Source organism: Paraburkholderia sp. CNPSo 3281 (assembly GCF_024206515.1).
Classification (GTDB): domain Bacteria; phylum Pseudomonadota; class Gammaproteobacteria; order Burkholderiales; family Burkholderiaceae; genus Paraburkholderia; species Paraburkholderia nodosa.
In genome coordinates this window covers 1-24,480 of the sequence record NZ_JAMBPS010000077.1, presented here as the reverse complement: position 1 = coordinate 24,480, position 24,480 = coordinate 1, and the positions used below count along the sequence as shown (strand labels likewise).

Below are 24,480 nucleotides of genomic sequence, written 5' to 3'. Positions count from 1 at the left end.
CGGGCGATGAGGTGTTGCTGGTCAATTCGAGTGGTCTGGTGCGCTTGCGGGGGCAGAAACTGAAGCTCTCGATTGCGCTCAAGGGGCTGCGCGTGGCGGCCCGTCCAAAGGACGACGAAGACGGTGTATTCGAGCTCTGGTTTGCCCATCACCGTGTCGCGACACTTGACCTGAAAGCAGCATTGCCGTGAGTATCAGGTGTCAACGATGTCCTCATACATGTGTCAATCATGTCTCCAGTCTGTACACGGGACGAAGGGCTGAACGTCGAGCTGCTCTCGCAACCCGCGGGCGTGGATGCGGAGAACGAACTGCTCGCAGGCGCGGTGCAGGCCGTGGTCGGCTTCTACGATCACACCATCGACTTGCAGACCAAGGGCAAGGACGTCAAGGCGATCGTCGTGTTCGGTCAGGTGCCCGGCGAAGTGGAAATGGTGTCGTCGAAAGCGGCCGGCACGATCAAGTCGATGGCCGACGTCAAGGGCAAGACGCTGGGCGTGACGGGCCTTGGGTCCTCGACCAGTTTTCTCACGCAGTATCTCGCGAGCCAGCACGGCATCGCCTCCAGCGCCTACACCATGTTGCCGGTGGGCGCGGACGCGAGCTTCATCGCGGCCATCAAGCAGGGGCGTATCGACGCGGGCATGACGACCGAGCCGACCGTCTCGGCGCTGCAGAAGGCCGGCGACGCCAGGGTGCTCGTCGATATGCGCACGGTGGAAGGCACGCGCGCCGCGCTCGGCGGCACCTATCCCGCTGCAAGCCTTTACGTGCAGGACGCATGGGCCGAGTCGCACAAGGCTCAGGCGGTGAAGCTCGCGCACGCGTTCGTGCGCACCATGCAGTTCATTCACACGCACAGCGCCGAGGAAATCGCCGCGCAAATGCCCGCCGACTATCAAAAGGACAAGGCGCTCTACGTGAGCGCACTCAAGGCCTCGCTGCCGATGTACACCGCAGACGGCAAGATGCCCGCCGACGGCCCGGCAACCGTGCTGAAGGTGCTCTCGAGTTTCAATCCTTCGGTCAAGGGCAAGCACGTGGATCTGTCCGGCACGTACACGAACGAATTCGTCAGCGCGAAATGAAGCACGCCCGCAGCCGCCGTCCTGCGCGAGCCTCGCGGTTCGGTACCTGAGAGAGCGCGACATGGTGCATAGCCTGCGTGGGCGATTGCTGTTGTGGCTGCTGGTGCCGCTCGCCGCGTTTGTCGTCGTGACGAGTTGCGAGTCGTACGATGCCGCGCGGCAGACTGCGGATCTCGTGCAGGATCACTCGCTGCTGGACTCGGCGCGCACGATCATTGAAGACGTCGATTGGGACAACGGCTCCCTCAGCGCGACGATCCCGCCGGCGGCGTTGGAACTGTTCGAATCGCCTTGGCAGGATCACGTCTTCTACAAGGTGCTCGCCGGCAATGGCCGCTTGCTGGGCGGCGTGCCGGACTTGCCATTGCCGGGCGCGAACACAGCAGAGGCGCCGGTGTTCTACGACACCACGTATGCGGGTTTGCCGATTCGCGCCGTGGCCTACGAGCGCATGCTCTACGACTCGGGCCGCGCCGAACGCGTCATGGTGATCGTCGGCAAGACAATCGCGTCGCGCGAGGCGATGGTCAACGCCTTGTGGAGGCCGCAGCTCGCACGCCAATGGTTCATGCTGGCGCTCGTCGCGCTGCTCGTGCCGCTCGGGCTCACGCTCGAACTGCGGCCGCTCATGAAACTCAAGGACGACGTTGCCGACCGCGAGCCCCTGCAACTGGAGCCGATCCGCCCGGATCCTCTGCCATCCGAGCTGAGGCCGATCGTCGAGGCGATCAATCAGTGCATCGCGCGGCTCAAGGTGCATGCCGCCATGCAGCGCCAGTTCATCGCCGACGCGGCGCACCAGTTGCGCACGCCGCTCACGCTGCTCACCACGCAAACGCAATTCGCGAGTCAATGCGACGCGGGCGATCCCGCGCTTTTCGACGCACTCAAGGGCGTGCGCCGCACGAGCCAGAAAATGGCGGAATTGACAAATCAACTGCTTTTGCTCGCGCAGGCGGAATCGATGACACAGTCGTCGCGCAGTCAGACGCGCGTCGATCTCACGGAAGTCGTTTCTTCCGTGCTCGAAGAGATGGTCCAGGCCGCAGAACGGCGTGGCATCGATCTCGGCGCGGAACTCGACGACGACGTGCACGTGGCGGGCAACACAGGCCTGCTGGCCTCGCTCGTGTCCAACCTGATCGACAACGCCATTCGCTATACGCACAAGGGCGGCCGCGTGACGGCTGTGTGCCGCAGCGAAGGGGAGCAGATCATGTTGCAGGTGGTGGACAACGGCCCCGGTATTCCAGCCGAGGCGCGTGCGCACGTGTTCGAGCGCTTCTATCGCGTCGCGGCGGATACCGAGGGCACGGGCCTCGGTCTTGCCATCGTGCATCAGGTCGCGCGCTCGCACGGCGGCTCGGTGAGCGTTGCCGCGGGGGCCGAGCGTGTGGGTCTTGTCGCGACGGTGCGCTTGCCGGTCTGGCCCGGATGAGGAGAGGTGAGGAGGGACCATGAAGCTGCTGCTCGTAGAAGACAATGCCGAACTCGCGCACTGGATCGTCAACCTGTTGCGCGCCGAGAATTTCACGGTGGACTGCGTGGCCGATGGCGAAGCCGCCGACACCGTGCTGCTCACGCAGAGCTACGATCTCGTGCTCCTCGACATGCGCCTGCCGCGGCTGAGCGGCAAGGACGTGCTCAACCGTTTGCGGCGCAGGCGCAATAACGTGCCCGTGCTCATGCTGACCGCGCATGGCTCGATAGACGACAAGGTGGCGTGTTTCGGCGCCGGCGCCGACGACTACGTGGTCAAGCCATTCGACAGCCGCGAACTGGTTGCGCGCATCAAGGCGCTGATACGGCGGCAGACGGGCGAGAAGTCGGGCTGGCTGACCTGCGGCGACCTGCAGTACGTTTGCGACACGCGCGAATTCCGCCACCAGGATGCGCCGCTCAGCCTGCGCCGACGCGAGCATTCCATCCTCGAAGCGCTCATGCTGCGCCAGGGCAAGGCTGTGCCGAAGCAGGCGCTGCTGGAGCGCATCTGCAGCCTGAGCGACGAACCGAGTGTGGACGCGATCGATATCTACATCCACCGCCTGCGCAAGCATCTGGCGGAGTCGAGCGTGCAGATCACCACGCTGCGCGGCCTCGGCTACATCCTTCGCGTGAAAGAGCCGGTGGCGGCCTAAGCAGGCCGGCTTATTTACCGGTATTGGTGGATGTACTTAGATATACGAATCGTACGTGAAAGAATCGCGAAGGATTCACCTCTCTAATATTCGTCTCACCCGCTGATTCACACGGCTCGCCGCAACCGGTGAGTGATGGCAGCGGGTCCATGAAAACTTCCAACGAAGCAACCCTGGAGACGATCTTGAAGAGAAAACAACTTGCTGTCGCTGCAGTTGGCGCGACCTTCGGCGCACTTGCAGCGAGCGGCGCACACGCGCAATCGAGCGTTCAACTCTACGGCCTTATCGACCTGAGCGTCCCTACGTATCAATCGCACGCGGACGCCAACGGCAATCACGTGATCGGCATGGGCATTGCCGGCGAACCGTGGTTCAGCGGCAGCCGCTGGGGTTTGAAGGGCGCCGAAGACATCGGCGGCGGCACGAAGGTGATCTTCCGCCTCGAAAGCGAATACCGCGTGAGCGACGGCCAGATGGAAGACCCGGGCCAGCTGTTCGACCGCGACGCCTGGGTAGGCGTGGAGGACGAGCGCTTCGGCAAGCTCACGGCGGGCTTCCAGAACACCATCGCGCGTGACGCCGCGGCTATTTACGGCGATCCGTACGGCAACGCGAAGCTCACGACGGAAGAGGGCGGCTGGACCAACGCCAACAACTTCAAGCAGATGATTTTCTACGCGGCGAGCGCAACGGGCACCCGTTACAACAACGGCGTCGCGTGGAAGAAGGTGTTCGACAACGGCATCTACGCCGCGGCGGGCTACGCGTTCGGCAATTCAACGAGCTTCGGCAATAACGCGAACTATCAGTTCGCACTCGGCTACAACGCGCCGACGTGGACGGCCTCGACGTTCTATAACCACGTGAACCGCGACGGCAACACCAACCAGGCGTTCTCGGTTGGCGGCAACTATACGATCGGCATCGTGCGCGCCAATGCGGGCTATTTCCGCTACTGGGGCAATCAGGGGGCGCTCGGCCAGCGTCAGGACAATGCGTGGACGGTCTCGTTCAAGCTCGCGCCGAAGGGCGCGCTCGACTACGAACTCGGCTATCAGCAAATGCGCACGCACAACGCTGCGTATAACGTCGATGGCGATATTCCGAACGCCAACCTCGGCGCATTCGATCCCACGAGCGGGCTGCACAACGGCTTCAAGGAAACGCTCTACGGCTCGATCTTCTATCACCTGTCCAAGCGCACCGAGGTGTATCTGGCGGGCGACTACATGAAGCTGCACGGCGGCTACACGGTGGGTACGACCTTCGGTGCGACCAACCAGGTCGAAGTGACGACGGGCGTGCGCACGCGCTTCTGATCGGCCTTTTCAACCGTCCTCACTGCACGCGGGGCTCGATTCGTCAGGCGAATCGAGCCCCGTCGTGCTTTCTGCGGCGTCAACCCGCGTCCACGCAGGCTACGCTCGGCGCCGTATAGGCAGAGGGATAAGGCGATTCCGGTCCGCTCACGAGCCGCAGACGCTGCGTGGCGAGGACATCGGCTTCCACCTGCTCGCGACGCGTGAGCGCCGCCGTTTCGCCGGCAGGCTGTGATTCGTTCACGCTGCAAAGCAGATTCCTTCCGCTCGATAACTGCACAGGCGTCTGGTAGGCCGAACCGGGCGGCGCGGCCAGCGCGCCGGCACTCCACAGCGCCGCGGCGCAAACGACGGCGCATCCTGGCAAGACGATCTTCATGGCTCGCTCCTCACATTGCGGTAATCCATCTTCTGCCAACGATCGGCGCCGTTCCAGAGCGAATTCTGAAAATCACTCTTGCCATGCACTCAACGGTCGGGCCGAGGCAGGCCGAGATTTCAGCCTGCGGCTCGGGCCGATTCTGAAATCTCGGATTGGCGGCGGCTTCGAGAGGAGTGACGTTCCGGAAAATACCAAATAAATCAAGGTGTTGCGGATTATTCGAAAGGCCGGCGCGTGCTGGCACGGCTACTGCTTTATAGAGGCCCGGCGGCCTATCCCATGATGGGCCGCCGCCCTCATTAAACAAGCACCGGAGACGCGACGCAGTCCGGTCGCGAAAACGAAGGAGACATCCCGTGCAGAACAGCGTATCCGCATCCGCCGCCTCGCAGGTGACCCAGGCGGTCCCCGAATCATCCCCGACGACCCAAACCCGCTTCTGGCCCGAAGGCTGGTGGAAGCTGATGGAAATCCGCATCGGCATCATTCCGCTGCCGATCTACGTGATCCTGTTTGCGCTGATCGCGGGCTTCGCGGTCACCGGCAAGGTGCCCGGCGAGATCTCGATGGCCATCGCCGTGCTCGCCTTCTGCGGCTTCACGTGCGCCGAACTCGGCAAGCGTCTGCCGGTGTTGCGCAATATCGGCGCGGCGGCGATTCTCGCGACCTTCGTGCCTTCGGCGCTCGTGTACTACCACGTACTGCCCAAGCCCGTGCAGCATCTCACGGTCGAGTTCACGAAGCAGACCAACTTCCTCTATCTCTTCATCGCCTCGATCATCGTCGGCAGTATTCTCAGCATGGACCGGCGCGTGCTGATTCAAGGCTTCCTGAAGATCTTCATTCCGCTTGCGGCCGGCACGGTGGCGGCGACCATCGTGGGCACCGCGGTTGGCGCGGCGCTCGGACTCGGCGTCAAGCACACGCTGCTCTATATCGTCGTGCCGATCATGGCCGGCGGTGTGGGCGAAGGCGCGATCCCGCTCTCCGTGGGCTATTCGGAAATCATGCACGTCGCGCAAGGTGACCTGTTCGCGCAGGTCCTGCCGCCCGTGATGCTCGGCAGCCTGATCGCGATCATCCTCTCGGGCATGCTCGACATGCTGGGCAAGCGCATGCCGCATCTGACCGGCAACGGCCGTCTGCAAGTCGGCGCGAGCGATGAACTGGCGTCGTCGAACGACGAAGCTCGCGGGCACGTGGACGTGAGCCACATCGCCGCGGCCGGCATCACGGCGATCACGCTGTACCTCATCGGCCTGATGGCGAACAAGCTGTTCGGCCTGCCCGCGCCGGTGGCAATGCTGTTCCTCGCCGTGCTCGTGAAGCTCGCGCGGGCGGTTTCGCCGCCGCTGCAGGAAGGCGCGTTCGTGGTCTACAAGTTCTTCTCGACCGCGGTCACCTACCCGCTGCTGTTCGCGATCGGCGTGGCGATGACGCCGTGGGACAAGCTGATGGCCGCGTTCACGCTCGTCAATGTCGTGACGATCGCCGCGACCGTGGTCACGCTCATGGGCACGGGCTTCGTGGTGGGACGCCTGATGAAGATGTACCCTATCGACACCGCAATCGTGAACGCGTGCCACAGCGGCCAGGGCGGCACCGGCGACGTCGCGATCCTCACCGCGGCGAACCGCATGCAGCTCATGCCGTTCGCGCAGATCGCCACGCGTATTGGCGGCGCCATCGTCGTGACCGTGACGCTCATCCTGCTCGCGCATTTCGGCGCATGACGCGCTGCTGTGCGCCCCTCGTGCGCGCCTTCGCGATAATGGCGCCGGTGCATCCGGCGAGCGGTATCCGCTGAACCCGCCGTCTGGCGGCAGCCAATCGACGAGGGCGAACGTGCAGATGCGCTACAAGGGCATTCCATGGTGGGGATGGGCGGCGGCGGCCGTGCTGTATGTCGGTGCGGCCGCCGCCGCGGTGGAGTTCGCATGGAACCGCGCGATCGACGCGCTGGCCGACGTCGGCGAGCATCGGCTCGATCTCTACGCGGCGAGCCTGAAAAGCGAGCTGGGACGCTTCGAGATGGTCCCCGCGCTCGTGGCGCGGCAGGACAGCGTGCGCGCGTTGCTCAAAGCGCCGCCCGATGAAGCGCGCGGCATGTTGCCCGCGGTCGATGCCTATCTCGAAGCGGTCAACAACGATGTCGGCAGCGGCGCGGTAGACGTGATCGACGCGCACGGCACGGTGATCGCCGCGAGCAACTGGAACCAGCCGGTCAGCTTCGTCGACACCAACGTGTCATATCGGCCGTACTTCAAGGACGCGCTCGCGCTGGGCCGCGGCCGCTTCTTCGGTATTGGCACGAACACCGGCGTTCCTGGGCTGTACTTCGCGAATGCGATTCACGATGGTGACACGGCAATCGGCGCGGCCGCGGTGAAGGTCAGCGTCGACGCGCTCGAATCCGCGTGGCGCACGCCTGGCGAGGCGGCGATCGTCGTCGACAGCAACGGCGTGATCGTGATCTCGACCCAGCCCGAATGGAAATTCACCGCCATGCGTGCGATGACCGAGCCGCAGCAGCGCGACATCCAGGCGTCGCGCCAATACGCGGGCCGCATCGTCGAGGCGCTGCAATACCGGCGCATTGGCGACTGGAATGACAGCGCGTGGATCGGCATTTTCCCCGACCTGCGCCGCGCGGGCCGTACGGCCCGCTTTCTCGTGATGGCGCGCCCCGCGCCGCAAGGGCAGGACACGATCATGGTGCTGCTCGACACGGCGGGCGCGCGGCGGCAGCAACGGCTCGCGTTCGCATTCGTGACGGGCGCGTTCCTGATCGCCGCGCTCTATGCGCTGTATGCGGTGCAGCGCCGCCGCGTAATCGTGGAGAAGCTCAAGGCGCAAGAAGCCTTGCGGCGCGCGAACGACCAGCTGGAAACGACCGTGGCGCAGCGGACCGCCGCCCTCACGCAAGCGAATGCGCAGATGCAGCGCGAGATCGCCGAGCGCGAACGCACCGAGCAGCGCTTGCGCGCCACGCAGCAGGAGGTCGTGCACGCCGGCAAGCTCGCCGTGATCGGCCAGATGGCGGCCGGGCTCACGCACGAGCTGAACCAGCCGCTCGTCGCGATCCGCACGCTCTGCGACAATGCGCGTACCTTCTTCGAGCGCAATCAGGGCGCCCAGGCGAACGCCAATCTCGAGCGCGTCGGACGCCTCGTGGACAGCATGGCGGTGCTGACGAGCGAACTGAAGGCGTTTGCGCGCAAGCCGGAAGTGGAGCGCGTGGCGGTGTCGCTCGGCGAAGCCGTCGCGCATGCGCGGCTCATCTACGAGTCGCGGATCCGCGACGAAGCGGTGCGGCTCGACGTGCGGATCGCGCCCGGCACGACGGTGTATGCGGAGTCGAGTCAACTGCAACAGGTGATCGTCAATCTGCTGGGCAATGCGCTCGACGCCGTGCGCGACGCGAGCACGCGCGTGATCTTGATGGAGGCGGGAGAGCCTGACGCGCAAGGCCGCGTGCGCTTCACGATCGACGATAGCGGGCCCGGCATCGCGCCGGATGTGCTGGCGCACCTGTTCGAGCCGTTCGTGACGACCAAGCCGCGCGGGCAAGGCCTCGGGCTCGGGCTCGCGATCACGTCGCGCATCGTCGAAGGCTTTGGCGCGAAAATCACCGCAACGAATCGCGACGAAGGTGGAGCCCGCTTCACGATCGAATTCGCGGCAGCCGAGCCGCAAAGGACAGAACATGGCAGATGAGATTCGGGTGCTGGTCGTCGAGGATGACGAGAATGTCCGTATCGGCGTCGAGCAGGCGGTGGCGCTGGCCGGCTTTCCGGTGAGCGCCTATGCGTCTGCCGCCGATGCGTATGCCGACATTGCGCCGGGCGCTCCGATTGTGATCGTCTCCGACGTGCGCATGCCGGGCATCGACGGCCTGCAACTGCTCGACCACGTGATGGCGATCGATCCGCAAATTCCCGTGCTGCTGATCAGCGGACATGCGGACATTTCGACAGCGGTCAGCGCAATGCGTGTGGGCGCCTACGACTTCATCGAAAAGCCATTCTCCTCCGATGTGATCGCGGGCCGCGTGGCGCGCGCGGTCGAGAAACGGCGGCTCACGCTCGAAGTCGAGGGCCTGCGCGCTTCGCTGCACAACTGGCAGGGGATCGAGGCGCTCGTGCTCGGCAAGTCGCCGGCCATGGCGGAGGTCCGCAAAAAAATTCTGCGTCTCGCGGATACCTCCGTGTCGGTGCTGATCACCGGCGAAACGGGCACAGGCAAGGAACTGATCGCACGCAGCCTGCACGACTTCAGCGCGCGGCGCGACGCGCATTTCGTGGCGCTCAATTGCGGCGGTTTGCCCGAGCAGGTGTTCGAGAGCGAACTGTTCGGGCACGAGGCGGGCGCGTTCACGGGCGCGATCAAGAAGCGCGTTGGCAAGATCGAATGGGCGAATGGCGGCACGCTCTTTCTCGACGAGATCGAAACGATGCCGATGCCGCTGCAGATCAAGATGCTGCGCGTGCTGCAGGAGCGCGTGGTCGAGCGCCTGGGCGCAAACGAGCTGATTCCGGTGGATTGCCGGATCGTAGCCGCTTCGAAGGCCGACCTCGCCGAAGTGTCTGCCGAGGGCGGCTTTCGCGCCGACCTGCTGTACCGGCTGAACGTCGCGCAGATCGAATTGCCGCCGCTGCGCGAGCGGCGCGAGGACGTCCCCTTGCTGTTCGAGCATTTCGTGCTCGCAGCCGCGCGGCGTTTCGGCACGCCGGCGCCGGTCGTGACCGCTGCACAGGTGTCCGAACTCATGACGCACGCGTGGCCCGGCAACGTGCGCGAGCTGCAGAATGTCGCCGACCGCTTCGTGCTCGGGCTAACCGGCGACAGCCTGCTTTCCGCGGGCGCGGCTACCGTGAAAGGGGAGACACTGGCGGATCAGCTAGCGTATTTCGAGCGGATGCTGATCGAGAACACGCTGCGCCGCCATCACGGCAACGTTGCCCAGGCGAGCGAGGAGCTTGGGATGCCGAAGAAAACGCTCTATCACAAGCTGCGTCAGCTGAAGATCGCGGATCGCGACTCGCAGGGTGACGAGAAGGACGACAAGGACGCTTAACCGGGCTAGTTGGTGCGGTACGTGGTCGTTGACGATTGCAGCTTGGTGAGCGCGCCGTTCTTGAGCCGGAACCAGCCCTCCGAGCCTTGCATCACGACTTCGTCGGGTTGCCAGAACACGCGCTTGATCGTCATGCGTGTGGTCACATGCTGCACGAGCGGCGGATTGCGGCGAAAGTCATACAGCACCGGGCCGTAGGCGGTCTGCACGAGCATGCGCGTAATCGTGCTGTTGTCGTGGCCCACTTCGTCGAAATGCGCGAGCGTCTTCGCGTCGAAGCGGTCGAAGATATCCTTGCCGAGGACCGCCACGAAGTCGCGGTCGTCGCGCACGAATTGCACCGTGCCTGCGGGGGTGGCGAACGAACCGGTCGCGTCGCTTTGCGCATGAGCGCAGGTCACGAACGAGGCGGCGGTGAGTGCGACGAGTAACAGTCGTTTCATGTTGCTTTCCAGTGGGTTCGCAGCATTTTCGTTCATTTCTGTCGCTGCGTCGAAAGCTTAAGGGTCGAGAGCGCCGCCAGCAACTGATTCTTCGCAATAGCCGTTGCCTGCGGCTGGCGGCTACGTGCCGTCGCTACGTAGTCCGGTTCACCTGATAGTCGACCCAGGCGGCTCCGCGCTCCGCGCATACGGTTCGCACTACTGCCTCGACATCGTTCTGCCAGCAGTCTCGACACAGAGATCGCCACGCCGGATGCACCGCATGCCGCAAGCGTGCCCCGCCGGTGGTAAACGGAAGAGGCGCCCGGGCCGCGGAACAGTGTCCGCGGCCCGGGCGCCTCAGGGTACGGCTTTTTCGTGCGACCAGGCGGCCGCCCGGTTCGGTCAGTTCGGCACGTAGCCCGTGGGCAGCGTCGCATTGGCGCTCGCCACCGAAGCGTTCTGCGAAATCACATAGACCGGCGATTCAGTCAGGCTCAGCGCGACCTTGCCGTTGCTGTAGCTCTTCGTCGTCGGATTGCCCATTTCGTCGAGCACGGTGACCGTGCCGCTCGTGCCGGGTGCATCCACCGCGAGGCTGTAGCCCACGCTATAGGTCGAGCTGTAGCCGGCGCTCGCGCTCCACACGCTGTTGTTGTGCGTCCAGAGGGCCGTGATGACCGCGCCGTTGCTGAGCTGCTGGAACGCGTAAGCGTAGACCCCCGAGGGCGTTTTCTTCACCGGACCAAGCGTGTTGGTGCCGTCGAGTATACGCGTCATCGCCGCGACGGACATGGCCGCGGGCTTCGGGCTGATGTTCTGCGCGCCATACTGACCCTGTGCGTCTGCGAGATCGAAGAACGTGCCGTAGCCCACGAGGCCCGGGAAGTCCGCACCGTAGAAGATCCAGGTTTGATCAGCGCCTTCGCCCAGAACGATCAGGTGGCTGCGCGCCACCACCGCGCCTTGTGCGTACAGGATATTGCCGGTCGGATAATTGGGACCGTACGACGAACCGTTGTCGTAGCTGATGCCAAGCTCCGTGCTGAACAGTTTCATGCCCGGCTTGTAGTCAGCCGCCATTTCGCTGCGCAGCGCGCGCATTTGCCCCATCAGCGAGCCGGACGCGTTGGCCGGATCGGTTTCTTGACGCTCGGGCGGGAACGAAGGCGAACTGCCGTTGATGTCGTAGTAGCCGTGCGTCGTCACGCCGTCGATGTCCTGCGCGTAGCCGAGCGGCGCGAGGGCCTTGAGGTGATCGGCGGTGCCGGACGGCGCCGTATCAGTCGGCCCCATCACGACTGCGTGAGGATCGGTCGAGTGAATACCCTGATAGACGGCCTGATAGAGCTGCACGAATTGCGTGTTATTGCCTTGCCATTGGGCGTCCGGTTCCCAGGTGAGCTGGTAGTAGTTCGACGCCTGCTTCGGAAAGTAAGTCGTCCGAATGAGGTTCGATTCCGTGCCGATCCGGGCCATGTAGTTCTGGTAATACGCGAGATCGGTAGGCGGAAGCGATTCGTCCTCGAACGCGCCCGTCGGGCTCGCCCAGGCGGGAATGCCGTCCAGACGCACGAGCCGCATCACGTTGGCCGTGGTGTAGAACGGGTCGAGATTGTTGGCGTTCGGGTTGAAGGTGTTGGGGCCGTTCGGCTCCATGTTGTACAGCTCGCGATGGTCGTACGTCCACGAGATGCCGAGCGAAGAGAGCACCGAAGTGTTGTCGTCTTCGCCTTGCATGCCGAAGCGATGCAGGTCCTGGTGCGGATACGTAACGGTCGGCACGATGCCCGCCAGATTGGGCAGCACGCCGAAGGTCGCGGTGCCGGCGGGGCGGGTGCCCAGCTCCAGGAGCTGACCGCCCGCGGTGGCGAGCTTGGCGGTCACGGCAAAGTAGCCTGCGAGCGTCGACGAGCAGCTCAGCGTGGTCGTCACCGGGCCTGCCGCCACGCGCAGGCTGCCGCTCGTGACCACCTTGCCGAGATGGTCGCTGATCGACCAGTTCACGGTGTCGGCTGCGGGCGCATTGGTGGTGAATGCGAGGGGAAACGCCGTACCCGAGGCGAAGATACGGCCGCTCTGCGTGGTCGGCGTATCGGCGCTCACCAGCTCGCTGCTGGAGTTCGCGCTCGATTTCACGGCGGAGCCGCAGTGCAGCGTGCCGCGCGTGCTGGTGGCCGCATTCGCGCTGGCGTCCGTGGCAGTGGCGTCACTCGCGCTTTGTGTCGTGGCCGAGGCATTGGTTGCATCCGTCCCGGCGCTACCGGAACTGCCACCGCCGCACGCCGCGAGGAATAGCGACGACGACAGCAAGAGATAGAAGAGTTTCATCGATCGAAAAAAAAAGACAAAACGACGCCCAGCCGGCGACGGCGCGCAATGGCGCTCAGATGCTGGCTAAGGTCTGAAGAATGAGATTTAACGGACGCTGCACGACGGCTCGGTGAGCCCTGCGCCCGCTACGTGCGCCGCGCGGCTCGCGCTATTGCGCGAACCTGCGTATCTGTCCTTTGCTTTCGCGCGGGTAAATATTGCACCCTCGCTACGGCTGCCCCGTCGGGAATTTCGGCCCTGCGCTGGATCCCTGAAGGAGGGAGACGTGCGCAATTTTTCGGACGAAGATTACGAAGTCAATGCTTGAAGTCAGACGCGCGGCGGATATTACCGATAATTCCCCCTGGCATGTGAAAATCAGACGTAACAAAATGTCACACGAATTGTCTCTGGTTTCAATTACCGAGACTTAGTCAATTTCCGCCAATAGCAAGGTATTAATTACCTCAAATGCGGACGGTAATGCTTACTGCATAGATTGCGTGTTTCATCTGCTATTGCCCGCAATATCGGCAGTTCTGGGACGGTCTGAAGTGCCCAGATGTAATTAATTCTTTGGTCTATATTTCCCTTTTAAATGGCTTTCCAATTAAATCGGGTCGGACGTTAATTGACTCTGCTGATAGTATTGCGGCCACGCGAATCGATCCCTATAGCCTCGAGCTGTTCATCTCGGTCGTGGAGGAAGGCTCCATTGCCCGAGCGGCCACCGCAACCACATTGCGCCGTCTGCACTGAGCCGCCGCATGGCGGATCTGGAAGCGGCGATGGGGCTGCCTTTGCTGATCCGCTCGCCGTCGGGCGTCGAATTGACGGAGGCGGGCCGGCACGCGTTTTCACGCGCGGTGGCGGTACACGACCAGTTGCAGTCGCTGGCGCGTGAGGTTCACTCGCTCAGTGGCGAGGTGGCGGGTGTGGTGCGCCTGTTCGCCAACGCGTCCGCGATCGTTGGTTTTCTGCCGGAGCGGCTCAAGGTCTTTCAGGCGCGCTACCCTCTCGTGCAGATCGCCCTGACCGAGCAGATCAGTGACGAAGTCGTGCGGGCCTGTATGGAGGATCGCGCGGACGTGGGGATATCCGCGAGCGGCAGCATTCCCGGCGCGCTGGATTCGTGGCACTTCGCCAACGGAGCGCCGCTGCCTGCGGTCGGGCCGGCGGACCCGGTGCCGCGAAAAGCAGGTTTCGCGGACATGTGGAAGCCGCCATAAGCTCTCGGCGGTGTTCAGTTCCTTCGTCGTCGCCTTTATGCTCAAGGAGTTCAGCGTGACAGGCGTGTTCGTTTTCATAGCGAGGGCGATGGCGCTCGTGATGGTGTCCATCGGCTTGATGGGGCCCCGCACGCTCGGCAAGTCGCTAGAGAGCATTTCGCATTGAGCGGTCCCCGCGCGCTGCCCGGGCATGTTTACGCGATTTTTTCGTAGGAGAGCCACCTTTTTCTGAAATTGTTCGGTCGACCGGCGTAGCCTTTCAAGGAGTTTGATCAGTAAAGCGCTAACGCATATGAACAACAATCCCGGTGATCGGCGAGGCGCTCGTTCGCATGGCCTTCGCGCTCTCGTTCTGGCGGCGATCCTGGTGGCTGGTGCGTCCAATGGAACGACCTATGGCGCCGACGCATCGGTCGTTGCGCCGCCCGAGCCGGCCTACGACGCCGTCCCGCAGGGCATACCGACAGCCGAAGACATCGCGACCATGTTGAACGTGCGGTTTCATATCGGCCTGCACGATGCGCTGAGAATCGGCGAGGCGGTGCTGCAAGCCGCACGACGCGACACGATCTCGCCGATTCTGCTGCTCGCCGTCATCGCCGTCGAATCGAATTTCAACCGCTTCGCCGTGAGCGTCGCCGGCGCCAGGGGGCTTATGCAGATCCTGCCGTCGCAGCACAGGGACATTGTCCTTCATGCTTCGGATCTGGCCGACGCGGGCACCAACGTCAGCATCGGCTCGTCGATTCTGCGCGACTACATCGAGGCGTCCGACGGGGACGTTCATGACGCGCTTATGCGCTATAGTGGTGGCGCTAAAGACTACCCGCGGCGCGTGGCCGATCGCGTAAGCGTGATCAAGACGGCATTCCCCGGCGAGCCGCGTATTCAGGCATCCGAAGCGGCGGCGCAATTCAAGTAATGACGCTTGCGTGGGAGGTACAACAACCATGATTCAGCCAACTGCCTATCTCACTGAACCCACCCTGTCCGCGGACTCGTCCGTATGGTTTTCGGCGTATCGGTTTGGATGGGGATATTGCGCCTATTCACTGCCTTGCGAGGTGGTTTGTGAAAAGCTGGGTGCGACGGACGAGTCCCCGAAACAACTCATGCTGGCATTTGCGCTCAATAAATCGAGGCTTGTTCGCGTAATCGAGCGTCGATATCCTCTACTCGTCAACGAGCGGATCACGCTGGCAGCCGCGGATCTCTGAGTGCTTTCTGGCTGGCTCGCCAATATAGACCCGACTGATCTGGGCGAATCCCCCGAGACTCTACGTCAACGGGGGCTTCGCTTTTGCCAGGCGTACCTCGTTCCTCCACTCGCACTAACGGCGTTGCATCCTGATGACGCGCGACACCTGCGCGGACGTCAATCCACAGTTTTGCACATACGGCGCGCAGGAAGGCGGGGTGACGAAGGACTCGCCCGCAGCAAACAGGCCTGCAAACCGGTACGAGTCGGTGTCCGTCTTGATGAATACCGGTATGGCATCGCGTTGTCCCGAGAGCGATCGGCCCGCCGCATTCGCAGAAGCACTGCTGTTGCAGATGATGACATCCGGCGCTTGCGGATTGAGGTCCGTCCGCAAACAAGCGGCGACGACCTTTCCGTTCTTCGTGGGAAGAAATGCCTGCTTGTTCCCACCGCAGACCTGGTGAATGAATTCGCGAGTGTAGTTCTTGTTAATTTCAAACATGGAAAAAAGCTCCTGAATCGACTGCTGTTGATTTCCACTCGGGGAATGGCCGAGCGGAATGAGGGTGCTTTGCGCATTGCAGTGACGTGCGAACCGATCGGGTACAAGCCCACGGCTGATCAACCGCAATTGCGGTGCTCAGATGACAAAGAAGGTCACGCGGAAATGCTGCCGGGACGCGCACCGTTAGCCTGCTGGCAAGACGGCGGCTTGAGGAGAAGGCTCAGACGTCTTGTCTGTCAGGCAGAGGAACAACCAGGGGGGCGAGGACATCGGATGTTCATGGAACATCTCCGTATTGGATTACCGCAATATTTTAATGCGCTATCTTTTTGCGGCAAGTAAAAAGAGCGTAAAGCCATCCAGAGGGTAGTGAATTTGGCGCCGCTCAATATCCGTTATCGATTGTTCTGCAAGCGACGGCTAGCGTGCGACGCAGGAGCATGCCGCCAGCCAATTAAGGTCGGACGACTGAGCACGGCGCCGTCATCGGCGCACCCGGGGAAGTGGACCGTATCGACGAGCCTGAACCCTAACGTATGGTAGAAGTCGAGAAGACTGCCCGCGGCAACTGGGGTATCGAGAGCCAGTTGCGCATAACCCAAGGCTGCTGCCCATCGATTGGCGAATGACAGTAATGCCCGGCCGATGCCCAGGTGTTGCCAACGTGGATCGACACCGTACCGGTGAATCGTTGCAACGTCCTGGCGCCGGTAGTGGCGGCAGGGTGAGGAGAGATTAGTCCCCTCTATGGTCAGCGTTCCCACGAGTTGACCCTTGCACGCGGCGATAAAGCACGCCTCTGCTTTCGCGCTTCGCCGCCGGCCGGATTCGCGGCTTACGTAGTAGCTGCTAGTTTCCTCTTTCCTGTCGAGACTGGAAGCGGCGCTGCGAAGCAGCTTCGCGATCAGTTCCGATGAATCGCGATGGATGTCAAATCGCCGGATCTGGAGCCGGACCATTTCAGACGGATCCAGGCTGAGCCATTCGTCGTGTTCTTCCGTTGCGATCATGAATGCCCCGGCTTCACTTGATGAGCGTGGGATGAGAGAGACGGCACCTCAATGCAGCAGCGTGACGGGCGTTGCGCGCAGCCGCCAGACCTTCATGAGCATGCCCAGCTTGCGCAGCATGCCGAGATGGCTGGCGTCGACGACGACGATGTCGGCATGTCCACTTTCAACGCAGCGGGACACGCTCCGCACGAACGGGCCGCAAATATAGCTCGATGTGTAGGGCACTCCGGCGTCGTCGAGAATCGCGCAGGTTTCGCTGAGTGCGTGGCTCAGGTGGCGCTGACTTTGTTCACGCAGCTCGTCTTCCGACCAGAACGCGCTGGTGCGTTCGATGGTGACGTCTTCAAGGACCTCCAGGATTTCGACTTCAGCCACGCAATGTTCGGCGAACAGTAAAGCACTGTGACGTGCCGCCTCTGCAGCGCCGCGCCGGTCAAAAATGGGAATCAGTATTTTCAGCACGTTCGCTCTCGCCAGAATGGGGCTCAGCGTTGCCGCGTGAGCACGGAAGCACGGAGATCGATCCAGTGATCGCCTTCGTACAGCGTAGAGCGAAGCCCGTAAACATGGTGCAAAAAGATGGTACTTCACGACATGGTGCATGCGCCGCAGCGCCATGTCGAGGACGAGTCGATCTGGATGTACCGATTGTGGGTGTGAGCAGGCCGCGCGCGCAGGCTCAGCGATCCACCCGCTGCTGCCACTGGGCCGGATAGCGGTCGCCCACCACCGGGATCTCCTTGAGCGCCGCTTCGATGGCGGCGAGATCGCTAGCGCTCAACTCGACACTGGCCGCGCCCACGTTCTCGTCGAGCCGCGTAAGCTTCGTGGTGCCAGGAATCGGCACGATCCACGGCTTTTGCGCGAGCAGCCAGGCCAGTGCGATCTGCGCGCGCGTCGCGCCTTTGCCATCAGCCAGGCGGCCGAGCACGTCGACCAGCCCCGCGTTGGCCTTGCGGTTCTCCTCCGTGAAGCGCGGCACCATGGCGCGGAAGTCGCTCTGGTCGAACGACGTGCGCTCGTCGATCGCGCCGGTCAGAAAGCCCTTGCCGAGCGGGCTGAACGGCACGAAGCCGATGCCCAGCTCCTCCAGAACCGGTATCACCTTGTGTTCCGGTTCGCGCCACCAGAGCGAATATTCGCTCTGCAGCGCCGCGACGGGCTGCACGGCGTGGGCGCGGCGGATGGACTGCTCGCCCGCTTCGGAAAGGCCGAAGTGCTTGACCTTGCCCTCGCGGATCAGGTCCTTGACCGTGCCGGCCACGTCTTCCATGGGCACGTTCGGATCGACGCGATGCTGATAGAACAGGTCGATGCGGTCGGTCTTCAGGCGCTTGAGCGACGCCTCGGCCACGGCGCGGATACGCTCGGGACGGCTGTCCATGGGCTTCTTCGAGTCGCCGTCCTGAAAGCCGAACTTCGTGGCGATCACCACCTGGTCGCGAATCGGCGCGAGCGCCTCGCCAACCAGTTCTTCGTTGACGAAGGGCCCGTAGACTTCAGCCGTGTCGAAGAACGTGACGCCACGCTCGAACGCCGTTTGGATCAGGCGGATCGCGTCGCTCTTTTCGGTGGCGGGGCCGTAGCCGAAGCTCAGGCCCATGCAGCCAAGGCCCAACGCGGAAACTTCGAGGCCGTTCTTGCCGAGTGTGCGCTTTTGCATGTCTTGCTCCTGGTTGCGTGAACTGAAAGGACCGGCGCTCCCGTTCGTGTGGGAGCCGCCTTCGAGCCGACCGAGTGTAGGTTGCTGCAGGCCGCTCAACAATCCCGCTAAACTTGCATGGGGTATTGAGGGAAATTCACAAATGGTGCGCACCGGCTTATCCGAACTGACGGCCTTCGTGACGATCGCCGAGCAGCGCAGCTTCAGCGGCGCAGCGCGCGTGCTGGGCGTTTCGCCTTCCGCGCTCAGCCACACTGTGCGCAACCTGGAGGCGAAGCTCGGCGTGCGCCTCTTGAACCGCACCACGCGCTCCGTGGCGCTGACCGAGGCGGGCGAGCAACTGCTCAGCCGCGTGCGGCCCGCCATGGCCGATCTCGAAGACGCCGTGAACGACGTCGCGACCGCGAGCAACCGGCCTTCGGGATCGATCCGCATCAGCGCCTCGGAATCGGGGGCGCGCCCGCTCATTCGCCATGTGCTGCCGGGGTTCCTCGCCCGCTATCCGGACATCCGCGTGGAATTCGTGGCGGACTCGCGGCTCGTGGACATCGTGGCCGGCGGGTTCGATGCCGGCGTGCGCGTGCTCGAAGACGTGCCGCGCGACATGATCGCCGTGCGCTTCACGCAGGACATGCGCTTTGGCGCGGTGGCCTCGCCCGCCTATCTGGCGCATCATGCGCCGCCGCGCGCGCCGCACGACCTGGAGCAGCACCGCTGCATCCGCTTTCGCTTCGAGAGCGGCGCGCTGTTCCGCTGGGATTTCGCGCACCGCGGCAAGAGCGCCAGCATCGACGTGGACGGGCCGCTCACGCTCGGCAATCTCAACCTGATGGTCGAGGCGGCGCTTGCCGGGGTGGGCGTGGCCTGGGTGCCGGAATCGCTCGTGGCCGACCATGTGGCCGGCGGGCGGCTCGTCCACCTGCTGCCCGAGTGGGGGCCGGTGTTTTCGGGGCTCTGCCTTTACTATCCGGCCAATCGCCATCCGCCTGCGGCGCTGCGCCTGTTTGCGCAGGCCGTGCGCGAATGGGCCGATGCCGCACCGCAGCGCAAGCCGCAAACGTGAAAGGACGCGATGAATCGAACGGGCCTGCAATGTATTGTGTCCCGCGCCCGCGCCGATACAGTGAGATACAAAGCCTCTCGCGGCATGCGGTATAAACCCATCATTCCCTGCACACGGAGTCCGAACATGCACACCGCTGGTTTTGCGGGCGGCGCGGCAATGAGCGCGCTGCACTGGCCGCGCACGCTGTTCGCGCGCCTCGCCCTGATCCTTTGCGTCGGCCTCGCGCTCGCGCAGGGGCTGTCGTTCAAGCTCACGATGACCGAGCGCAACGACGCCACCGCGACCATGATGACCGATTACATCTCCCGCGAGGTCGCCATCTCCGTGGCGCTGCTCGACCACCTGCCCGCGGCCGAACGCGCGGCGTGGCTGCCGCAGCTCGCGCGGCGCACCTATAGCTTCATCCTCGGTCCCGGCACGCCGGGCGAGCCGCCCGAAGCGAGCCGCTCGAAGAGCGTGGCCTCGGCCATCGCGGCGGGCCTCGGCGACAAGTACGCGCTCACGACCAATTCGGTGCCCGGCAAGCGCGAACGCCTGCAGATCCACCTGCGGCTGTCCGACGGCTCGCCGCTCACCATCGACTACCGCCCGGGTCCCGCGCTGCCCTTGTCGGGCTGGCTACCGGCTGTGCTCGTGGCCCAGCTCGTCGTGCTGGCGGCATGCTGCTGGTTCGCGGTGCGCACCGCCACGCGGCCGCTGCACGAACTCGCGCGCGTGGCCGACGCGCTCGGCCCGGACCTGAAGGCGGAGCGCCTCGAGGAAGAAGGGCCCTCCGAAGTGGCGCGCGCGGCGCGCGCGTTCAACGCGATGCAGCAGCGCATCTCGGCGCACGTGGCCGAGCGCATGCAGATTCTGGCGGCCATCTCACACGATCTGCAGACGCCGATCACGCGCATGCGGCTGCGCGTGGACCAGATGGACGACGAAGCGCAAGCGGGCAAGCTCGCGCAGGATCTGCACGAGATGGAGCAACTGGTGAAGGAGGGCGTGGCCTACGCGCGTACGCTGCACGGCACCGGCGAAGCGCCCGCTCGCGTCGACCTCGACGCGCTGCTCGACAGCCTGGTATGCGACTACGTGGATGCGGGCTCGCCCGTGACCTTCGAGCGCCGTCTGAACGTGGCGATCGTCACGCGCGTGCAGGCGCTGCGCCGCATCGTCGGCAATCTCGTCGATAACGCGCTGAAGTATGGGAGCACCGCGGCCATCGAGGTAAGCGCGTCGCCGCAGGACAAGACCGTCACAATCTCGGTGCTCGACAGCGGCCCCGGCATTCCCGAGGAAGCGCTCGAAAAGGTATTCGAGCCGTTCTACCGGCTCGAGACCTCGCGCAACCGGGGCACGGGCGGCACGGGCCTGGGCCTCGCGATCTCGCGCCAGCTCGCCGTGGCGATGGGCGCGCAGCTCACGCTGCGCAACCGGCCCGAAGGCGGGCTGGAAGGGCGGCTCGTGCTGGGCGGCGCGCAAGCGTGACAGGCGGCGCGCCATAAGCGCCCGGTCGTGTGAGTCAAGCGCTCACTCAAGCGAGCGGAATGAACACGTTGAACTGGCCTTCCTCGGGGTGGCGCGAGCGATGGCCCTTGCCCACGGTGTCTTCGCACAGCACGACCGTGCCCGGCTCGCAGTGGCGCGTGTCGCCGTCGCTCGTTTCGAACTCGACCCAGCCGGTCATCCAGATCACGAACTGACGAACCGGCGTGGTGTGCCAGTCCGCCTCCTTGAGGCCCGCCGGCACCCAGCCAAAGCGCACCGCCTTCGCCGGCTCCCACGTCGAGAGGTAAATGGGCGGGATGTTGGGAAATAGCTCAAGCGGGGTGAGCGGGATATCGATGTCCTCGAAATGAGACTCACCCTGGGCGTCGGCATAGATTCGCAGACATTTCATAGGGATCTCCTGGAGCCGTTCTCTCAGTTTCGCTCGCTACCAGCTTGCGAGCATAAACAATGCCGGTTTGTTGCGGGCCGGCTGCAGTCATTGCCGGCCATTTCAGGTCGATATGCTGCGCGCCGAATCTGCGCTAGCGCACATTGTCGTCCCGAATCGGGCGGCGCGGTTCCGGTTTGTACGCGGCCCGTAGCAAGTTCAATCACCCAACGAAATCAACCGAGCGGAGAGCAAGATGAGCACGTCGGCGAACACGACAAACTGGAAGGGTTCCTGTCATTGCGGTGCGGTACAGTTCGAAGTCCGCACGGCGATCGAGCCGGCCGGGCATTGCAACTGCAGCCTGTGCCGGCGCAAGGGCGCGCTGATGAGTCCGCCGTTCGAGGGCCCCGAACTGACGATCCTCGCAGGCGAAGACGCGCTCACGCTGTACCAGTTCAACACGCGCGTGGCGAAGCACTATTTCTGCAGGCACTGCGGCATTTATCCGTTTCACCAGACGCGCAGGGATCCGGCGCGCTGGCGAGTCAATCTCGGCTGCCTTGCGGGCGTGGACGTCTACGCGCTCGAAGCGTCGGTTGCCAACGGTGCTAGTCTTTCCCTGGTGGAGGACGCATGAAACGCCTGCTCGCCATCCTGTTCTTCGCGGCGAGCGGCCTGGCTGCGGAGATTGCGCATCCGGTGTACTGTTCGTGCATTGCCGAAACCCGTTCACGCCTCGCGCGCAAGGAGAAGAAAACCAATGACGGAAAAGATGGATCACGTTCTGATCGTCGACGACGATCGCGGCATACGTGAACTGGTCGGGGCCTACCTCGAAAAGAACGGCATGCGCGTGTCGCTGGCCGCGAACGGGCGCGAAATGCGCTCGGTGCTGGAGGGCGGCGCGCCCGACCTGATCGTGCTCGACCTCATGATGCCCGGCGACGACGGGCTCGTGCTGTGCCGCGAGCTGCGCGCGGGCAAGTTCCGCGCCGTGCCCGTGGTGATGCTCACTGCGCGCAACGAAGAGACGGACCGCATCGTGGGCCTCGAAATGGGCGCCGACGACTATCTGCCCAAGCCCTTCGCCGTGCGCGAACTGTTCGCGCGCATCCGCTCGGTGCTGCGCCGCACACGCATGCTGCCGCCGGGCATGGAAGTGAGCGAGGCGGCGCAACTGCTCGCGTTCGGCGACTGGCGGCTCGACACGACGGCGCGGCATCTGCTCGACGCCGAGGGCACGATCGTCGCGCTGAGCGGCGCGGAATACCGGCTGCTGCGCGTGTTTCTCGACCATCCCCAACGCGTGCTGACGCGCGACCAGCTGCTGAGCCTCACGCAAGGCCGCCAGGCCGACGCGTTCGACCGCTCGATCGACCTGCTCGTAAGCCGGCTGCGCCAGCGCCTGCGCGACGAGGCGCGCGAGCCGCGTTACATCAAGACGCTGCGCAGCGAGGGGTATGTGTTTTCTTCGGCGGTGACCACGGTCGAAGCGCCGGAGTAAGGCCGGTCCGAGTCAGGTCTGGCCGAAGAAACGCAGCAGTTCTTCGGCCACGGCCGCGGGCTGCTCCTCCGGCAGGAAATGGCCGCAGTGGGCAAGCGTCGCGCCTTGCACCTCGTCGGCGTAATGGCGCAGCGGACCGGCCATGTCGGCAATCGAGCCCTGATCGGCGCTCAGCGCGAGAACGGGCATCGGCAATTTGCCGCGCGTGCTCAACTCGCGATTCTGGCGCGCCGAAACATCGGCCGCGCGGTAGTAGGCCAACCCCGCGCGCAATCCGCCTTCCTTTGTGAACACGCGCAGATATTCGTCGATATCGGCATCTGTGAAGGATTGCGGATTCGCCGTTTTGCGGCGCAGAAACCACTCCAGATACGCGCGCTCCTTGCCCGCTATCAGCAGCTCCGGCAGATCGGGAACCGCATGGAAGGCGAAGTGCCAGGTGCGCCACGCGCGCTCGGGCGCGACGGGCAGCGCTTCCGGCAGCGTGATGCCGGGAATGCCGGCGTCGAGCAACGCGAGGCTCGACACTTCAGCGCCGAATAGTGCCGCATAGGGGTAAGCCACCCAGGCGCCGACATCATGAGCGGCGAGGTGGTAGCGGCGTGCTTCGAGCTTGCCGAGCAGCGCGTGCAGGGCGGTTGCGAGCGATTGCGTGTCGTAGCCAACCGATGGGCGATCGGAGTCGCCCTGGCCGGGCAGGTCCGGTGCGATCACGCGATACCGCCCGGCGAGGAGCGGCATGACCTTGCGCCACGCGAACCAGCTTTCCGGATAGCCGGCCAGCAGCACGACTGTTTCGCCATCCTTATTTCCGCCGATTACGTAGTGAAGCCGCGTGCCATCGATGGTTTCGAAGCGATGCGCGAAGCCGGGCAGGATGGGGTCGGCCAGCGAGGCAGGACCGTGGTCAATGATGCGTGAGGGCGTACTCAAGGCGTGACACTCCTATGGGTTCAGGGAACGTTGACATTGATTGGAAATAATCATTTCCAAATTAACCAAAAAAATTTCAACGCAGCAAGCGCATGGCTTCGGCGGCGACGGCTAGCATGTCACGCTGCGTGCGGCCGGATTTGCCGATCAAACGAAAGCCGTGGAGCAGGGCGAGCAAGGTACGCGCCATGGCCGGGACATGGATTTCCGCTGCAACCGAACCGTCTTGCTGGCCTTGCTGGAGGAGTTCGCGCAGCATCTCTTCGGTGCGCCGCATGGCGGCTTCGACGCGCGTGGCGACTTCGTCGTCGAACGTGGCGAGCACCGTTGCGCTGGAAACCACGAGGCAGCCGCGCCGGCCCTCGGTGCCGTGGGACGATTCGGCGTAAAAGAGGAAGACGACGCGGATCTTCTCGCTTGCTTTCGACTGCTTGTCGATGCGACGGCGCAATTCGGCGTTGCGCGTGGTGACGTAGTGGTCGAACGCGGCGAGAAAGACGCCGCGCTTGTCGCCGAAGGCCTTGTAGAGGCTCCCTGCGGTCAGGCCCGTTGCGTCGCTGAGATCGCCTACGGAGGTGGCGTGGTAGCCGCGCTCGCGGAAAACGCGCACGGCGCCGTCCACGACGGTTTCCATGTCGAATTCGCGCGGTCGGCCGGGGGAGCGGGCCAGGGGTTGGGAAGGGTGCTCGGATGCCATGGGGATGATTATAGGAAATGTTTATTTCCTAATCAATAGCCCCGTTTTCAACCCCCCTCA

At 63.9% G+C, this 24,480-nt stretch carries 23 protein-coding genes and 3 pseudogenes; 16 read left to right on the top strand and 10 right to left on the bottom strand.

All coding sequences use genetic code 11. The features are described from left to right. From M3I56_RS37045 to M3I56_RS37025, 5 genes and pseudogenes are all read left to right on the top strand, one after another. A pseudogene (locus tag M3I56_RS37045) lies at positions 1-191 on the top strand (IS481 family transposase); the annotation flags it as partial. Positions 192-254: 63 nt separating this feature from the next. Next, a pseudogene (locus tag M3I56_RS37040) lies at positions 255-1,088 on the top strand (ABC transporter substrate-binding protein); the annotation flags it as partial. A gap of 61 nt (positions 1,089-1,149) precedes the next feature. Then, positions 1,150-2,526 carry a sensor histidine kinase gene (locus M3I56_RS37035; RefSeq protein WP_254358182.1) on the top strand — a complete coding sequence of 459 codons (1,377 nt, stop codon included), beginning with the start codon at positions 1,150-1,152 and terminating at the stop codon, positions 2,524-2,526. Positions 2,527-2,545: 19 nt separating this feature from the next. After that, entirely contained in the window at positions 2,546-3,226 is a 681-nt protein-coding gene (locus M3I56_RS37030) for a response regulator (protein WP_254358181.1), read from the top strand. 149 nt (positions 3,227-3,375) lie between these two features. After that, positions 3,376-4,548 (top strand): porin, encoded by a 1,173-nt coding sequence (locus M3I56_RS37025; RefSeq protein ID WP_254358180.1) that lies wholly within the window; start codon positions 3,376-3,378, stop codon positions 4,546-4,548. 79 nt (positions 4,549-4,627) lie between these two features. Here the strand turns inward: M3I56_RS37025 and M3I56_RS37020 are convergent, their stop codons facing one another. Next, positions 4,628-4,927, bottom strand: a complete 300-nt coding sequence (locus M3I56_RS37020; RefSeq protein ID WP_051481482.1) for a hypothetical protein — start codon at positions 4,925-4,927, stop codon at positions 4,628-4,630. 395 nt (positions 4,928-5,322) lie between these two features. On the opposite strand from M3I56_RS37020, the gene M3I56_RS37015 reads away from it, so the two are divergent. From M3I56_RS37015 to M3I56_RS37005, 3 genes are all read left to right on the top strand, one after another. Further along, positions 5,323-6,663 carry a 2-hydroxycarboxylate transporter family protein gene (locus M3I56_RS37015; RefSeq protein ID WP_028204392.1) on the top strand — a complete coding sequence of 447 codons (1,341 nt, stop codon included), beginning with the start codon at positions 5,323-5,325 and terminating at the stop codon, positions 6,661-6,663. A gap of 118 nt (positions 6,664-6,781) precedes the next feature. Then, positions 6,782-8,647, top strand: a complete 1,866-nt coding sequence (locus M3I56_RS37010) for an ATP-binding protein (protein WP_254358184.1) — start codon at positions 6,782-6,784, stop codon at positions 8,645-8,647. Then, positions 8,637-10,007: a sigma-54 dependent transcriptional regulator gene (locus tag M3I56_RS37005; protein ID WP_254358179.1), complete on the top strand. Its 1,371-nt coding sequence runs from the start codon at positions 8,637-8,639 to the stop codon at positions 10,005-10,007. The genes M3I56_RS37010 and M3I56_RS37005 overlap by 11 nt, the downstream gene beginning before the upstream one ends. 5 nt (positions 10,008-10,012) lie before the next feature. Here the strand turns inward: M3I56_RS37005 and M3I56_RS37000 are convergent, their stop codons facing one another. Both M3I56_RS37000 and M3I56_RS36995 read right to left on the bottom strand, forming a co-directional pair. After that, entirely contained in the window at positions 10,013-10,450 is a 438-nt protein-coding gene (locus M3I56_RS37000; protein ID WP_254358178.1) for a hypothetical protein, read from the bottom strand. A 384-nt stretch (positions 10,451-10,834) separates the two neighbouring features. Next, positions 10,835-12,760: a hypothetical protein gene (locus M3I56_RS36995; protein WP_254358177.1), complete on the bottom strand. Its 1,926-nt coding sequence runs from the start codon at positions 12,758-12,760 to the stop codon at positions 10,835-10,837. Positions 12,761-13,509: 749 nt separating this feature from the next. Here M3I56_RS36995 and M3I56_RS36990 point away from each other — a divergent pair. The 3 genes and pseudogenes from M3I56_RS36990 (at position 13,510) to M3I56_RS36980 (ending at position 14,893) form a co-directional block, all read left to right on the top strand. Continuing rightward, the gene (locus M3I56_RS36990) at positions 13,510-13,971 is read left to right on the top strand and encodes a LysR family transcriptional regulator (protein ID WP_375541861.1); all 462 of its coding nucleotides are present in this window, start codon (positions 13,510-13,512) and stop codon (positions 13,969-13,971) included. Continuing rightward, a pseudogene (locus M3I56_RS36985) lies at positions 13,970-14,137 on the top strand (MFS transporter); the annotation flags it as partial. The gene M3I56_RS36990 and the pseudogene M3I56_RS36985, both read left to right, overlap by 2 nt. Positions 14,138-14,263: 126 nt before the next feature. Continuing rightward, a complete protein-coding gene (locus M3I56_RS36980) occupies positions 14,264-14,893 on the top strand; it encodes a lytic transglycosylase domain-containing protein (protein ID WP_254358176.1) in 630 nt (209 codons plus the stop codon). Positions 14,894-15,302: 409 nt separating this feature from the next. On the opposite strand, the gene M3I56_RS36975 is transcribed toward M3I56_RS36980, so the two are convergent. From M3I56_RS36975 to M3I56_RS36960, 4 genes are all read right to left on the bottom strand, one after another. Beyond that, positions 15,303-15,674 (bottom strand): hypothetical protein, encoded by a 372-nt coding sequence (locus M3I56_RS36975; RefSeq protein ID WP_254358175.1) that lies wholly within the window; start codon positions 15,672-15,674, stop codon positions 15,303-15,305. A gap of 398 nt (positions 15,675-16,072) precedes the next feature. Continuing rightward, positions 16,073-16,687, bottom strand: coding sequence for a GNAT family N-acetyltransferase (locus tag M3I56_RS36970; RefSeq protein WP_254358174.1), 615 nt, complete (start codon positions 16,685-16,687; stop codon positions 16,073-16,075). A gap of 48 nt (positions 16,688-16,735) precedes the next feature. Further along, positions 16,736-17,152 (bottom strand): universal stress protein, encoded by a 417-nt coding sequence (locus M3I56_RS36965; RefSeq protein ID WP_254358173.1) that lies wholly within the window; start codon positions 17,150-17,152, stop codon positions 16,736-16,738. Positions 17,153-17,369: 217 nt separating this feature from the next. Further along, complete coding sequence (locus M3I56_RS36960) at positions 17,370-18,353, bottom strand: aldo/keto reductase (RefSeq protein ID WP_254358172.1); 984 nt, start codon at positions 18,351-18,353, stop codon at positions 17,370-17,372. A gap of 142 nt (positions 18,354-18,495) precedes the next feature. Here M3I56_RS36960 and M3I56_RS36955 point away from each other — a divergent pair, with 142 nt between their 5' ends. Beyond that, the gene (locus M3I56_RS36955; protein WP_254358171.1) at positions 18,496-19,416 is read left to right on the top strand and encodes a LysR family transcriptional regulator; all 921 of its coding nucleotides are present in this window, start codon (positions 18,496-18,498) and stop codon (positions 19,414-19,416) included. A gap of 126 nt (positions 19,417-19,542) precedes the next feature. Next, positions 19,543-20,892, top strand: coding sequence for an ATP-binding protein (locus M3I56_RS36950; RefSeq protein ID WP_254358170.1), 1,350 nt, complete (start codon positions 19,543-19,545; stop codon positions 20,890-20,892). Positions 20,893-20,938: 46 nt separating this feature from the next. Here the strand turns inward: M3I56_RS36950 and M3I56_RS36945 are convergent, their stop codons facing one another. Further along, a complete protein-coding gene (locus M3I56_RS36945; RefSeq protein WP_028204378.1) occupies positions 20,939-21,304 on the bottom strand; it encodes a hypothetical protein in 366 nt (121 codons plus the stop codon). 235 nt (positions 21,305-21,539) lie between these two features. Between M3I56_RS36945 and M3I56_RS36940 the strand changes: the two genes are divergently transcribed. Genes M3I56_RS36940 through M3I56_RS36930 form a run of 3 tightly spaced genes read left to right on the top strand, consistent with a single transcriptional unit; the run spans position 21,540 to position 22,790 of the window. After that, complete coding sequence (locus M3I56_RS36940) at positions 21,540-21,923, top strand: GFA family protein (RefSeq protein ID WP_254358169.1); 384 nt, start codon at positions 21,540-21,542, stop codon at positions 21,921-21,923. After that, the gene (locus tag M3I56_RS36935; RefSeq protein ID WP_254358168.1) at positions 21,920-22,102 is read left to right on the top strand and encodes a hypothetical protein; all 183 of its coding nucleotides are present in this window, start codon (positions 21,920-21,922) and stop codon (positions 22,100-22,102) included. The genes M3I56_RS36940 and M3I56_RS36935 overlap by 4 nt, the downstream gene beginning before the upstream one ends. Beyond that, positions 22,047-22,790 carry a response regulator gene (locus M3I56_RS36930; protein ID WP_069266943.1) on the top strand — a complete coding sequence of 248 codons (744 nt, stop codon included), beginning with the start codon at positions 22,047-22,049 and terminating at the stop codon, positions 22,788-22,790. Before M3I56_RS36935 ends, M3I56_RS36930 begins: the two co-directional genes overlap by 56 nt. Before the next feature lie 12 nt (positions 22,791-22,802). Here the strand turns inward: M3I56_RS36930 and M3I56_RS36925 are convergent, their stop codons facing one another. After that, positions 22,803-23,723 carry an alpha/beta fold hydrolase gene (locus tag M3I56_RS36925; RefSeq protein WP_254358167.1) on the bottom strand — a complete coding sequence of 307 codons (921 nt, stop codon included), beginning with the start codon at positions 23,721-23,723 and terminating at the stop codon, positions 22,803-22,805. A gap of 76 nt (positions 23,724-23,799) precedes the next feature. Further along, positions 23,800-24,357, bottom strand: coding sequence for a TetR/AcrR family transcriptional regulator (locus M3I56_RS36920; RefSeq protein ID WP_254358166.1), 558 nt, complete (start codon positions 24,355-24,357; stop codon positions 23,800-23,802). Positions 24,358-24,480 lie beyond the last annotated feature (123 nt).